Origin of the sequence: Streptomyces sp. NPDC059454 (genome assembly GCF_042749965.1) — a bacterium.
Lineage (GTDB): Bacteria > Actinomycetota > Actinomycetes > Streptomycetales > Streptomycetaceae > Streptomyces.
The window spans coordinates 223206-236648 of sequence record NZ_JBHYVC010000005.1 but is presented as its reverse complement, the minus strand read 5'-3'; the positions used below and the strand labels follow the sequence as shown (position 1 = coordinate 236648).

General features: G+C 70.9%; 12 protein-coding genes. 3 read left to right on the top strand and 9 right to left on the bottom strand.

Features of this window, described 5'->3' with window-relative positions:
- Nucleotides 1-50: 50 nt before the first annotated feature.
- From ACFXAE_RS05735 to ACFXAE_RS05710, 6 genes are all read right to left on the bottom strand, one after another.
- Entirely contained in the window at nucleotides 51-878 is an 828-nt protein-coding gene (locus tag ACFXAE_RS05735) for a pyrroline-5-carboxylate reductase family protein (RefSeq protein WP_384708482.1), read from the bottom strand.
- Nucleotides 875-2029 carry a pyridoxal phosphate-dependent aminotransferase gene (locus ACFXAE_RS05730; protein ID WP_384708479.1) on the bottom strand — a complete coding sequence of 385 codons (1155 nt, stop codon included), beginning with the start codon at nucleotides 2027-2029 and terminating at the stop codon, nucleotides 875-877. Before ACFXAE_RS05730 ends, ACFXAE_RS05735 begins: the two co-directional genes overlap by 4 nt.
- Nucleotides 2030-2084: 55 nt before the next feature.
- The gene (locus tag ACFXAE_RS05725; RefSeq protein WP_384708476.1) at nucleotides 2085-3341 is read right to left on the bottom strand and encodes a glutamate-5-semialdehyde dehydrogenase; all 1257 of its coding nucleotides are present in this window, start codon (nucleotides 3339-3341) and stop codon (nucleotides 2085-2087) included.
- Nucleotides 3342-3343: 2 nt separating this feature from the next.
- Nucleotides 3344-4408 carry a glutamate 5-kinase gene (gene proB, locus ACFXAE_RS05720; RefSeq protein WP_384708473.1) on the bottom strand — a complete coding sequence of 355 codons (1065 nt, stop codon included), beginning with the start codon at nucleotides 4406-4408 and terminating at the stop codon, nucleotides 3344-3346.
- Nucleotides 4409-4482: 74 nt separating this feature from the next.
- A complete protein-coding gene (locus ACFXAE_RS05715) occupies nucleotides 4483-5601 on the bottom strand; it encodes a branched-chain amino acid aminotransferase (RefSeq protein ID WP_384708470.1) in 1119 nt (372 codons plus the stop codon).
- Between the two features lie 36 nt (nucleotides 5602-5637).
- Nucleotides 5638-6183 (bottom strand): nuclear transport factor 2 family protein, encoded by a 546-nt coding sequence (locus ACFXAE_RS05710; protein WP_384708467.1) that lies wholly within the window; start codon nucleotides 6181-6183, stop codon nucleotides 5638-5640.
- A gap of 153 nt (nucleotides 6184-6336) precedes the next feature.
- Between ACFXAE_RS05710 and ACFXAE_RS05705 the strand changes: the two genes are divergently transcribed.
- The 3 genes from ACFXAE_RS05705 to ACFXAE_RS05695 are packed head-to-tail and all read left to right on the top strand — an operon-like array spanning nucleotide 6337 to nucleotide 8787.
- Nucleotides 6337-7275, top strand: coding sequence for an ABC transporter ATP-binding protein (locus ACFXAE_RS05705; RefSeq protein ID WP_384708464.1), 939 nt, complete (start codon nucleotides 6337-6339; stop codon nucleotides 7273-7275).
- On the top strand, nucleotides 7275-7970 hold the full coding sequence (locus tag ACFXAE_RS05700; protein ID WP_384708461.1) for a phosphatase PAP2 family protein: 696 nt from the start codon (nucleotides 7275-7277) through the stop codon (nucleotides 7968-7970). Before ACFXAE_RS05705 ends, ACFXAE_RS05700 begins: the two co-directional genes overlap by 1 nt.
- Before the next feature lie 19 nt (nucleotides 7971-7989).
- Nucleotides 7990-8787, top strand: coding sequence for an ABC transporter (locus ACFXAE_RS05695; protein ID WP_384708458.1), 798 nt, complete (start codon nucleotides 7990-7992; stop codon nucleotides 8785-8787).
- Nucleotides 8788-8945: 158 nt separating this feature from the next.
- Here ACFXAE_RS05695 and ACFXAE_RS05690 read toward each other — a convergent pair whose 3' ends face one another.
- The 3 genes from ACFXAE_RS05690 to ACFXAE_RS05680 form a co-directional block, all read right to left on the bottom strand.
- On the bottom strand, nucleotides 8946-9587 hold the full coding sequence (locus ACFXAE_RS05690) for a response regulator (RefSeq protein ID WP_384708455.1): 642 nt from the start codon (nucleotides 9585-9587) through the stop codon (nucleotides 8946-8948).
- A gap of 78 nt (nucleotides 9588-9665) precedes the next feature.
- Nucleotides 9666-11327: a sensor histidine kinase gene (locus tag ACFXAE_RS05685; protein ID WP_384708452.1), complete on the bottom strand. Its 1662-nt coding sequence runs from the start codon at nucleotides 11325-11327 to the stop codon at nucleotides 9666-9668.
- A gap of 260 nt (nucleotides 11328-11587) precedes the next feature.
- Entirely contained in the window at nucleotides 11588-13414 is a 1827-nt protein-coding gene (locus ACFXAE_RS05680) for a glycoside hydrolase family 3 protein (protein ID WP_384708449.1), read from the bottom strand.
- Between the last annotated feature and the right edge of the window lie 29 nt (nucleotides 13415-13443).

The following is a 13443-nucleotide window of genomic DNA, read 5'->3' as shown; positions in this document are numbered from 1 at the left end:
TCACAGGACGCGGCCACCCCGGCGGTTCTTCCGCAGTGGACCCAGCGGGATCAGGAGCGTGCCGAAAGGCCGTCGGCACCCGTCAGCAGGCGGTCCAGCGACAGCCGGACCGCGGCGTCGAGCGCCTGCCGCACGCTCTGCGGCAGGGCCCGCTCGTCCAGCGTGCGCAGTGCGGCCTCGGTCATGCCGCCCGGGGAGGCGACCTGGCCCATGACGGCATCCGGTGTGGTCCCGGGCTCGGTCAGCAGCGCCCCCGTGCCGCGTACGGCGTGAGCGGCCAGGGCGGCGGCGGTGTCCGCGCTCAGCCCCTGCCCGGCGCCCGCCCGGGCCAGTGCCCGCGCGAAGTGGGCGATCAGGGCCGGACCCGCCCCGGACAGTGCGCTGACCGTCTCCATCAGGTCCTCCCGCACCGTCAGCACCTCGCCCAGCGGCGCGAAGAGCGCCCGGGCGGCGGCGAGTGCCCCGGAGGGGCAGTCCGGGCCGGACGCCAGGACGGTCATCCCGCGGCGCGCGGCCACCGCGACGTTCGGCACCGCACGCACCACCGCGGTCCCCGGCAGCGCCGCGGTCACCGCCTCCGTGCGGCAGGACGCCACCAGCGACACCAGCACCGCTCCGGCCGGCACGCCCACCAGGGCGCGCAGCGCGGCCGGTGTCTCGTGCGGATGGACGGCGAGGACGACGACGTCCGCGCCGTCCGCGGCCTCCCGCACCGACGCTGCGGCCCGGACGCCGAACTCCTCGCTCAGCGCCCGGGCCCCGGCCCCGGTGCGGGAGGCGCCCCGGATCGACTCCGGGGCGCCTCCCGCCGCGATCAGCCCGCCCACCACGGCCCGGGCGATGCGCCCGCAGCCGACGAACGCGACGGTCCCGCTCACCGCGTCCCCTCGATGAGCGACGCCACCGCCGACACGCCGCGGACCAGTCGCTCCTCACTCTCGGTGCCCACCGATATCCGGATGAACCGGTCGCAGGAGGCGCCGTATCCGACACCCGGCACCACCGCCACCCGGTGCCGGTCGAGCAGAGCCCTGGCGAACTCCTCGGAGTTCAGCCCGGAGGCGCCGAGCGAGGCGAACAGATAGAACGTGGCGTCCCCCGGAAGGCACTCCACACCGCGCTCGGCGAGCAGCCCGGCCATCCGGTTGCGCAGTGAAACGGTCCGCTGGATCTGCGGCCGCGTCTGTTCCAGGATGTTCTCGAAGTGCTCCGCCAGGTAGTAGCTGAGAATCGTCGGTGCACAGGTCACCAGATGCTGCTGCAATTTGATGAGCTGATCCGTCAGTTGCCGGTTGGCCATCACGTACCCGATGCGCCAGCCGGATATCCCGTAGTTCTTCGACATGGAATTGCAGACGACGGTGTGCCGCTTTTCCGGATCGAGGGTGAAGGCCGAGACGAATTCCACGCCCTCCGGCACGAATTCGTGATACGCCTCGTCGGCGATCAGGAACAGGCCGTGCCGTTCGGCCAGTTCGTGCAGCGCCCGCAACTCCTCGGCATCCAGTCTGCGGCCGCTGGGGTTGTGGGGGTTGTTGACGACGATGGCGCGGGTACGGGGCGTGATGTAGGAGGCGAAGTCCTCCACGGTGTCGTACCACGGGGTCATCACCGGCACCCCGCGGGCCAGCCGCACCTGATCGGGGTAGCTCACCCACAGCGGCTCCGGGACGATCACCTCGTCGCCCGGTTCCAGCAGAGCCGTGAGCACCATGAAGATCGCGGCCTTCGAGCCGGCCGTCACCAGGATCTCGTGGTCGGGGTCGACCGGTACGCCCGAGGCGGACGCGTGGTACTTGGCGAGCTTCTCCCGCAGCAGCGGCAGGCCGCGCGAGTGCGAGTAGTGGTGCAGGCGGGAGGCGGGCAGGCCTTCGAAGGACGGCACGGGGAGGTCGAAGAAGGCCTCCCCGAGGGAGAGCGTGACGACGTCGGCACCGGCGGCCTGCATCTCGTAGATCCGGTTGTTGAGCTTGATCGACGAGGCCTCCTGGATCGTGTCCAGCAGGCTCGCGTGGTGCAGCGGGGGCATTGCGGCTTCGCCTTTCGCGGGTACGGGAGGTGCGGTCGTGGCGCGCACCGGGCGCTCAGATGACACGGGTCTGCCCACTGCCCCAGACCACGTTCTTGACACAGGTCAGCGATTCGAGCCCCATCGGTCCGCGGGCGTGCAGCTTCTGCGTGGAGACGCCGATCTCGACGCCGTAACCGAACTCGCCGCCGTCGGAGTAGCGCGTGGAGGCGTTGACGAAGACGCTGCCCGAGTCGACCGCCAGGGCGAAGCGGCGGGCCACATCGTAGTCCTGGGCCACGATCGCCTCGGCGTTGCGCGTGCCGTAGCGGTCGATGTGCCGGACGGCCTCGTCGAGGTCGTCCACCACCTTCACCGCCAGGATCAGGTCCAGGTACTCGGTCTCCCAGTCGCTGTCCTGCGCCTCGGCCGCGGCCGGCCACACCTCGCGGGTCCGCTCGTCCCCGCGGACGCTCACGCCGAGCCCTCGCAGGGTGTCCAGCACCTTGGGCAGCCAGTCCGCGGACAGGTCCCGGTGGACGAGCAGGGTCTCCACCGCGTTGCACACGCTGGGCCGCGACGTCTTGCCGTTCACCACGATGTCCGTGGCGCGCGCGAGGTCGGCGCTGGCGTCGACGTAGACGTGGCAGTTGCCGTCACCGTCGATCACGGTCGGCACGGTGGCGTTGTCCTTGACGGTCTGGATCAGGCTCGGGCCGCCGCGCGGTACCAGCAGGTCGACGTACCCGTCCGCGTGCAGCAGTTCCATCGCGGCCTCGCGCGAGGTGTCCCGGATCAACTGCACGGCATCGTCCGGCACGTCCTCCCGCGCACGCAGCACCCCGGTCAGTACGTCCGCGATGGCCGCGTTGGTGTGCCGCGCGATCGAGGAGCCGCGCAGCACCGCGGCGTTGCCGGACTTCAGGCACAGCGCCGCCACGTCGGCGGTGACGTTCGGACGCGCCTCGTAGATCACCGCGACGACCCCGAGCGGCTCACGCACGTGCTCGATGCGCAGCCCGTTGGGACGGGTACGGCCGCCCACCACCTGGCCGACCGGGTCGGGCAGGTCGATGATCGTGCGGATCGCGCCGGTCATCCCCGCGATGCGCTTGTCGGTCAGCGTGAGCCGGTCGACCAGGGTGGCCGAGGTCCCCGCGGCACGAGCCGCCTCCACATCAAGGGCGTTGGCCTCCTTCAGCACCTCGGCCGCCGCGTCGATCGCGTCGGCCATCTCGCTCAGCACCTGGTCCTTGACCTCGGTGGTCAACTCGCGGATGACGGTGGACGCGGCACGGGCGTGTCGGCAGATGTCGGTAACGGTGGCGGACACTCTCACTCCTCCAACAGGCTGATGTAATCGGTGTGATGCATGACGGTCAGGTCGGCGGCTCCGTCGGCCAGGCGGTCGGCGGCCACGCCGGTGCGACCACGGGCCACGACCCGGCCGTCCGGGGCGAGCACGTCCACGACGTCGTCCTCCTCGAACGGCCCGTCGGCGGACACGAAATGACGAGCTGTCAGCGGTGCGCCGCCGGCGACCAGGTGCCGGACGCCGGGACCGCCCCGCAGCAGCGCGGCCGGCGGTGCCGACAGGGCGCGCCACAGCCGGCGCAGGTCCGGCCGCGGGTCCCGGACCCGGGCGTGGACGAGGGTGCCGATGTCCTCGCCCCGGACCGCGCGCACCATCGCGTCCTCGGCATCCGCGCCCGCGATCACCGTGGGCACGCCGGCCAGCGTGGCGATCCATGCGGCGCACAGCTTGGCCGCCATGCCGCCGGTGCCCATACCGCTCGCCGCCGATCCCGCGAGCCGTTCGATCCCGGGCGTCAGAGCGCGCACTTCGGGGATGCGGCGGGCGTCGGCGTCACGGCGCGGATCGCTCTCGTACAGAGCGGGAACATCGGTGAGCAGCACCAGCCGCTCGGCCCCGAGCGAGGCCGCCAGCAGCGCCGCGAGCACGTCGTTGTTGCGCACCATGACGGTGTCGTTCTCGTTGACGACGGGCACCAGACCCGCCCCGAGGCAGGACTCGAGCACCGCGCGGACGCTGTCACCGTGCTCCGGGCCGGTGACGTCGACCGGGGTCAGCAGGACCTGCGCGGCCGCCAGGCCCCGCTCCGCGAGGCTGTGCCGGAACGCCTCGAAGAGCAGGCCCTGCCCCACCGCAGCCGCCAGCTGACGGGCCGTGCCGCTGTGCCGGGCGTCCGGCGGCAGCGGCCCGGTGCCCAGGGCGATGGCCCCCGACGCGACCAGCACCGGCCGGAGGCCGTCCTTCCGCAGCAGCAGCACCGCGTCGGCGAGGGCGGACAGTTTCGCGGGGTCGGGCGCTCCCGCGGAGATGAGCGAGGAGGTGCCGATCTTGATGACCGCACGTCTTGGACGCACGTCGGAACGCATGGAACTCCCCCTGTTCCTTCAGACCGCGTTGAATGGACGGCCGGCGGGTCACAGCCCGGCACCGGCCGTGGTGCTCACTGACCGGAGCCGACCAGGCTCTCCCGCGGCGGCCGCCGGTCATGGCCCGTGCTCCGGACGCCGACCGTGCGCAGCCAGCCCTCGGGCGCCGGTGCTCGTCCGGTGTGGATGTCGACCAGCGCATCGCGCAGGGCGAGCGTGAGGGGGCCTGCCAGACCCGTCCCCACCTGCCACCCGTCGGCGCCGTCGCGCACCGCGCCGACCGGGGTGACGACAGCGGCCGTGCCGCTGGCGAAGGTCTCCGTGATCGTGCCGTCCAGGCACTCGGCCTTCCACTGCTCGATCGACAGCGGCTCCTCGCGGACGGCGAGTCCGCGTGCGTCGGCCAGGTGCAGCAGTGAGTCACGGGTGACGCCGGGCAGCAGTGTTCCGGTCACCGGCGGCGTGACCAGCTGCGCCGACGGGCCGCTGCCCCGGACGAAGAAGAGGTTCATGCCGCCGAGTTCGTCGACCCACCGGCGCTCCACGGGGTCCAGCCACACCACCTGGTCGCAGCCGGCCCGGCGTGCCTGTTCCTGGGCGGCGTACGACGGGGCGTAGTTCCCGGCGAACTTCACGCTGCCGGTGCCGCCCGGGGCCGCGCGCGTGTAGTCACGGCCGACCCAGACCTTCACCGGGTCCGGACGGTCGGAGAAGAAGCCTCCCGTGACGAAGGCGATCAGCAGGAACGCGTACCTTCGTGCGGGCCGCAGTGCGAGGTTCGCCTCGCTCGCGTAGAGGACCGGGCGCAGGTACAGACTCAGTCCGGGCCGCTGCGGCAGGCACCCGCCGTCGGCCTCGAGGATCAGGTCCAGGGCCCGGAGGAGGTTCTCCTCGGGCAGTGCGGGAATGGCCAGCCGTTCCGCGGAGCGCCCCAGCCGGGCGGCGTGGTCGGCGGGCCGGAAGCAGACCACCGCGTCGCTGCCCCGGCGGTAGGCCTTCAGGCCTTCGAAGACGACCTGGCCGTAGTGCAGGCCGACCATGGCCGGGGACATGGGCAGTTCCCCGAAAGGGCTCAACCGTGGCTCGGACCAGCCGTCCCGCTCGGTCCACTCGGCGGTGACCATGTGCGGGGTGAACTGTTCCCCGAAAGGTATTCGGTCGGCCTCGGCTGCGTTCGCATCCAATTGACGCATGACAGAGAAAATCCCCCGGTGTCTTTCGCGGCCGGCTCAGACGAGCGGCGCGTGGAAGAATGTCTCGCGCAGCGAGAACGTTCCTTCCGCGGTTACGCTGAAGAAATCGGCGAATCGCACGGAAGTCTTCGTTCCGTCGCGCAGCACCCCTTCGAAGGTGCCGTGTACGGCGACTTCGCGGCCCTGGCTCACGACCTTGGACAGGCGGTGTGTGCCGTCGGCGATGACACGGTCCTCGCGATAGAAGCGTTCGAGCTCCGCATGGCCTGTGAGCTTGTTGTATCCGGGTCGGTGGTACTCGGCGTCGGGTGCGAAGAGCCGGACGAGGCCAGGCACGTCGCCGGAGTCGACGAGACGGTAGTAGGTACGGACCGTGTGGACCGGATCGACGGGGGCGGATTCCTCTATACCGGGTTCGTTCGTGAGCTGAGACATGGCTCCCCAGATGAGGTCGAGGGTGATGCGCTTACTGTTTCCGGCAGCGTGAAAAACCTTTCGGCGGGAACGGGGAAGTGAGGTGGAAGCAGTCGCTGTGTACGGCTGGGAACCGCCGTTCCACTCTGCGCTGTCCGGGCGGATCATGGCAAGAGTCAACGGGCAGTTGCCTAAGGTCTTGGTGGAAGTCCTGACTAAAGTAAGGGCGGATGCCTTCCCTTGGACTGATGCGATCGTGCCTGGCCAGAGCCTAGGTTCTCGGTGAGACAGAGAAGCTGGAACGGCTGGGAGTAGTCATCCATGATCACCCTGCAGGGTCTGACGAAGAGGTACGGCGGCCAGACCGCCGTGGACAACCTGTCCCTCACCATCGGGGCGGGCAAGGTCACCGGATTCCTCGGACCCAATGGCGCGGGCAAGTCCACCACGATGCGGATGATCATGGGCCTGGACCACCCCACGTCCGGCCAGGCGCTCGTCGGCGGCCGTGCTTACGCGGAGCTGGCGTATCCGCTGCGGGAGATCGGTGCCCTGCTGGACGCCAAGGCCGTGCATCCCGGCCGCAGCGCGCGTGCCCACCTCCGTGCGCTCGCCCGCACCAACGGCATCCCCACGCGCCGGGTCGACGAGGTCCTGGAGACCGTGGGCCTGACCTCGGTGGCAGGCCGCCGTGCCGGCTCGTTCTCGCTCGGCATGGGGCAGCGCCTGGGCATCGCGGGCGCCCTGCTGGGCGACCCCGGAGTTGTCATGTTCGACGAGCCGGTCAACGGCCTCGACCCCGACGGCGTGCGCTGGATCCGGGGCCTGATGCGCGGACTGGCCTCCGAGGGACGCACCGTCTTCGTCTCCAGCCACCTGATGAGCGAGATGCAGCTCACCGCCGATCACCTGGTGATCATCGGCAAGGGGCGGCTGATCACCGAAACGTCCGTCCAGCAGCTCATCGACAGCAGCTCGCTCAACGCGGTGCGGGCGCGCGGTCCCGAACAGGAGGGACTCCAGAAGCTCATGGCCCGGCTGTACGAGATGGCGGTGCCCGTCCGCTGGGAGAGCCACAACGAGCTGTACATCACGGGGCTCACTGTCGACCGGGTGTCGGACCTCGCCTTCGAGATGGGCGTCCGGCTGCACGAAGTCCGCAGCATCGAGGCGTCGCTGGAACAGGCGTACATGGAACTCACCGCGGACAGCGTCGAATTCGGGGCCTCCTCCGGTCACCAGAAGCACCCGGGGGCTTGATGCCGGAGACGACGACCCCCGTGGTGCACCTCGCGAAGGCCGGACCGGAGTACGGTGTCGGCGTCTACCGGGAGATCACCGAGTGGGCGGCGACCACGCCCGGCTGGATGCAGTCGGCGGGCGAGATCGGCACGGAGTTCGTCATCCTCGTCTTCGTCGCCCTCTTCGTCCTCCAGTGGTGGCGGGCCCGCGGCCGTGACCACCGGTCGATGGCCGTGGCGCTGCTCGCACCGGCCGCCGTCGTGGTGGTGTACGGGCTGAGCGAGATCATCAAGGTCTGGCTGCACGAGGAACGTCCCTGCCGCGACATACCGAACGTCCGGACCATCGCCGAATGTCCGGAGTCCGGTGACTGGTCCTTCCCGAGCAACCACTCCGTGATCGCCGTGGCCTCCGCCGCGACGCTCCTGCTCACCTGGCGCCTCGCGGCCGCCTTCGCCCTCCCGCTCGCCGTGCTCGCCGCACTGTCACGTGTCTACGTCGGCGTGCACTACCTGCACGACGTGGCCGCCGGTGCCCTGCTCGGCGTGCTGCTGGCCCCGCTGCTCCTGCTGATCATGACGACTCCGGGCACCTGGGCCGTCACCCGGCTGCGGCAACGTCCGGCCCTGAAAGCGGTGCTCGGCACCGCACCCCCGGCGGCACCCCGCCCCGAAGTGGCGGCAGAGCGCCACGCGACCGCGTCGAACCGTTGACACAGTACAAGGACTAGTCATGACGACATCAATGCCCGCGACGACTGCCGGCCGGCCGGTGCGTGCCTCCGGCGGCGGACTGCCCGGCGCCGTGGCGGCGGAATGGATCAAACTCTGGTCGGTCAGGTCCACCTGGTGGTGCCTGCTCGGTGGGGCGGGGCTGATGCTGGTCACCACCCCGATCATCGGCGCGACCATGGCGAACAACAACAAGGAGGGCACCCTCGTACCGGTCGGTGAGGTGGCCGTGGCCACCGTGTACGTGGCCCAGTTCGCGCTGATCGCCCTGGCGATGCTGATGATCACGGCCGAGTACGCCTCCGGCAGCATCCGCACGACACTCCAGTCGGTGCCGATGCGAGGCCGGCTGCTGGCGGCCAAGACCGCGGTCGCCGGTGCGGTGAGCCTGCTCGCCGGCATCGTGTTCGGCCTGATCGGCGTAGGAGTCTCCTCGATGTCCCTGGGCGACGAGGCGGACAAGGCCGGTGGCGACGCCGTCGGCAGCGCCCTGCGGATCGGGGTCTACCTCGCGCTCGTCGCCGTGCTCACGATCGCCGTCGCGATGGCCGTGCGCAGCGCCGCCGGCACGCTCACCCTCGTCTTCGTCGGGCTCACCGTCCTGCCGGTGATCCTGCAGGCCTCCGACATCGACCCGCTGGTGTCGCTCGCGGAGCGGATGCCCAACTCGGCGGGCACCGTCTTCATGAACGCGGACAGTACGCCGTACGGACCCGGAATGGGGCTCCTGCTCCTCGTCCTGTGGGCCTTCGGGGCCCTGGGACTGGGCTTCTACGCCTTCCGCAAGCGCGACGCGTGACCTCGCGTCACCCCTGAGACGCGCTCCGGCCACAGACCGGGGCGCACGGGGCGTCGAACCACCGGGAATCCCCCGTCGCGGTGGTCGGCGCCCCGGTTTTCGTCGTTCTCCTGCCGGGTCTTGCCCCGGGCACGCCGGTGCCCGGGGCAAGACGCGTGTCATGCGTCCCGGTCGGTCACGAGCCCGGCCTCGTACGCGATGATCGCGGCCTGCACCCGGTTGCGCACGCCCAACGCGGTGAAGATGGCGCTGACGTAGCTCTTGACGGTGCCCTCCACGACATGGAGCCGCTTGCCGATGTCGGCGTTGGACAGGCCGCTGCCCACCAGCGCGAGCACTTCCTGTTCCCGCTCGGTCAGCGTGCTCACGCGCTTCTGAGCGGCGGCGCTGCGCGACTCGGCCTGGCGTCCGGAGCCGCGGCTGAGCTCGGCGATGACCCCCTCGGCGACCTTCGCCGACAGGTAGGAGGCGCCGGCCGCCGCGGCGTGCACGCCGGTCAGCAGCTCCCGCGGATCGCCGGACTTGAGCATGAAGCCACTGGCGCCGTCGCCCAGCGCACGGGCCACGTACGACTCCTCGGAGAAGGTGGTCAGCACGAGCACCGACGTCTGCGGCACCTGCCGCTTGATCTCGGCCGTGGCGGCGAGCCCGTCCATGACGGGCATACGGATGTCCATGAGCACCACGTCGGGCCGGTGCTCCAGCGCCAGGGCGATGGCCTCGCGCCCGTTGGCCGCCTCGGCGACCACGTCGATCTCGGGATCGGTGGCCAGGATGGCCTTCACTCCCGCGCGGATCATTGCTTCGTCGTCGGCCAGGACAAGGGTGATGGGAGTGATGGTCTGCTCCTCTGTGAACGCACGGTAGGGGTGAGGGGGTCAGTCGTTGTCCACGGGGGCCCGGGACTCGGCGGTGATGACATCTTTGGACACGAGGCGCCCGTGGGCGAAACAGAGCCGGTAGACGTCGACACGGACGAAGAGCGCATCACTGGAACGGTAGTAACTGCAGGACGCGCCGGACGGGACGGACAGTTCCTCGGACGGAGGATCGTTCATGTCGTTGTCCGGGACGACGCGGTTGACGTCGGCCGTGTGCTGCCCGACCCGGAGTCCGGCGAAGTCCTCCTCGGACAGCGTGGTGGACGCGGACAGGTACGCGTAGTAGCCGATCATCCCGACGACGAGCAGGACGAACAGGCCGAACGGCAGCGCCACCGCGGTGATGAAGCGCCGGCGCACGTGCGTGGTGGCGTCGGCGAGACCGCCCTCCGTCGCCCGGACGTCCGGTGACAGCCACGCGGGATCCTCGTCGGGTCCGATCGCCTCGGGCACCCGGGGCAGCCGGGCCGTCACCTCGAAACCACCGTCCGGCAGCGGGGCGGCGTGCAGCCGTCCGCCCGCCAGTCTCGCCCGCTCCTGGAGCCCGATCAGCCCGCGCCGCCCGCTGGGCCGGTCGTCCGCCGGCGGCTTCCGCGGCGGAGCGTTGCGCACCGTCACCATGACCCCGGTCGGCCAGTACTCCAGACGCACGGTGACCGGCGCACCGGGGGCGTGCTTGATCGCGTTGGTCAGTGACTCCTGCACCACCCGGTAAAGTGCCTTGTCCGTCATGGCGGGCAACGGCTCCGGCTCACCCACGGGTTCCAGGGTCACCTGCACGCCGGACGCCCGGGTCCGCTCGATCAGCGTGCCGATGCCGGACTGCGAGGGATCCAGCGGGGAGTCCGTGTCGTCCTCGCGCAGGACGCCGATGATCTCGCGCAGGTGCTCCATCGCCCGCGCGGTGCTCTCCCGCAGCTCACCGGCCGCGTTCCGGAAGGTTTCGTCCACGCCGGGAGCGACCTGGAGCGCCCCGGCGCGCAGGGCGATCAGGCTGAGTTCGTGACCCAGTGAGTCGTGCATGTCCTCGGCGATCCGGGTCCGCTCCCGCAGCCGGGCCTGGTCGATCAGGATGCGCTGCTGCAACTCCATCTGGCGGGCGTGTTCCCAGCCGGCGAGCTGGAGTTCGTGCCGCTGCTGCCAGTAGCGGCCCGTCAGCCACGGCAGCAGACAGGCGAAGATCAGCACGGTCAGCAGGAGGAACCACACCGGCAGGGACAGATGGACCACGACCGCGAGCACCGAGCCGACGACGATCGTGCCGCCGACGGCCATCAGCACCGATGTGGTGGGCACCGGGAGCCGTCCCACCGTGAAGCTGATGACGAAGACGGCGGGCAGATACGGGGAGAGAACCGTGGACCCGAGGTCGTTGTCCAGCGTGCCGAGGGCCCACCACAGGGCCAGGCACAGCACGAACGAGGCCAGGGGCTGCCGCCGGTGCAGCGCGACGGCGGCACCGGTGACCACGGCCCCGATCAGGATCTGCCACCATCGGTTCAGGCCCGCCGGGAAACCCGAGGACAGCAGGAGGGCCGGGACGTTGAGACCGGTCCAGATGAGCAGGGAGGGGACCAGCGCGCGTCTCGCGGGCCGCTTCTGTCCGGAGGGGGGAGTGCCGGGCCGGACAGGGGTGGGGACGGTGACTGATCCTTTCACGACGGCAAGGCTAATTACTTTGGGCAGCCGTCGGTACTGACGAAGGTCAGGAGGCCGCAGGCCGCGGCCCGCACCACGCCGACCACCGTCACCCGTAGGACCGACGGCCGGTACCTGCTCGACTTCGGCCAGAATCTCGTCGGCCGCCTCCGTGCCACCGTCACCTACGCCGATGGGCGTCGCACCCGTCATGGCCGTGGACACCCGGTGCTCCCCCTTCAGGGAGCACCGGGGCGGAAAGCTGTGCGGGGACGAGGCCGTCAGCCGGCGTACGACAGGCCGTGCCCGGAGCGGAAGAGGACCTCGGCCGGGTCGTCGGCCCGCTGGACGGGTACGGGCAGTTTGCCGCGCGGCCCGACCCGGCCGGCGATCACCCGGGCGGCGGCGCGCAGTTCGACCTCGGTCCAGCAGTAGGAGACCAGCGAGGCCGGGACGTCGCCGAGGTGGGCGATGTCGTAGGGGTTGCGCACCGCGAGGTGGACGACGGGGACGCCCGTCGCGAGCAGCCGGGACACCAGGGTGCGCTGGGCGCTGGTGGCGCCGACGTTGTCGGTGGTGACCACCACCGCGTCCCGTCCCCGTGCGGCGGCCACGGCCTCGTCGATCTTCGCCGCGTCGGGCGCCCGGCCGGTGGCGAGGTGGGTGGTGCTGTAGCCCAGCTCGTCGAACGCCTTGGCCAGTTCGGGCACCGTGGTGCGGGTGTCGTCGGTCGGGAAGGCCGGGCCGGCGCCGACCACGAGCAGCTTCTTCTGCCCGCGGCGCAGCGGGAGCGCCTCGTCCTTGTTGACCAGCAGGGTGGTGGTCCGCTCGGCGATCCGGGCGGCGGCGAGCCGGTGCCCGCGGGCGCCGACGACCCGGTCGACCTCCCTCGGGGAGACGTAGGGGCTGCCGCTGAGCAGACCGGCCTTGTCCTTGACCCGCAGGATGCGCAGGACCGACTCGTCGAGCCGGCCCTCGGTGATCTCTCCGCTGCGGACGGCGGCCAGGACGCCGTGGTAGGCGACGTCGATGTCCGGCGGGAACAGCAGTTGGTCGGCGCCGGCCTTGAGGGCGAGGACGGGCACGCGGTCGTCGCCGTACTTGGTGCGCACACCCCGCATGTTGAGGGCGTCGGTGACGATCACGCCGTCGAAACCGAGTTCGTCGCGCAGCACGCCCTGGAGGATCCTGGGCGACAGGGTGGCCGGCTCGTTGCCGGGGTCGAGCGCGGGGACCTGGAGGTGCGCGGTCATGATCGAGTCGACGCCGGCGGCGATCGCGGCCCTGAAGGGCGGGGCGTCGACGCGCTCCCACTCCTCACGGGTGTGGGTGATCACGGGCAGCCCGGTGTGGCTGTCCTCCCCGGTGTCCCCGTGGCCCGGGAAGTGCTTGGCACAGGCCACGACGCCGGCCTGCTGATATCCCGTCACCTGGGCCGCCACCATGCGACCGACCTCGCGGGCGTCGGCGCCGAAGGAGCGGACGTTGATGACGGGGTTGGCCGGATTGACGTTGACGTCGGCGACCGGGGCGAAGTTCTGGTGGATGCCCAGGGCGGCGAGTTCGGTGCCCGATATCCGTCCGGCGGTGCGCGCGTCGGAGAGCGAGCGGCCCGCGCCGAGCGCCATCGCGCCCGGCAGCTGGGTGGCGCCGCTGCCGATGCGGACGTTGGCCCCGTGCTCCTGGTCGATGGAGATCAGGGACGGGACGGGGGTGGGCAGGGCGAGCGAGGCCCGCTGCACGCCGTTCGTCAGGTCCGCGATCTGGCGGGGGTCCTGGATGTTGTTCGCCCAGCCGGAGAAGCAGATGACACCGCCGATGTGGTACTTGGCGATCAGCTCGGCCACGGTGCGGACGCCGAGTTCCCTGAGGTTGCGGTCCTGGTCGAACTGGCTGGGGGAAGTCGCCGACGTACCGTAGAAGTACGGCACGAACAGTTGGCCGACCTTCGCCTCGATGCTCATCCTGGAGATGATCTTCTTGAGTCGGCTGTCGCGTTTGTGCGCGGCCGCGGGGGTGGCCGTCACACCCATGACACACGTCGCGCTCGCGGCGACCACGGTCGCGGAGGCGAGAACGGTTCGTCTGGACGGACTCCGGTCCTGCATGCGGACATGCCCCTTCCAGCCTTGCCCAG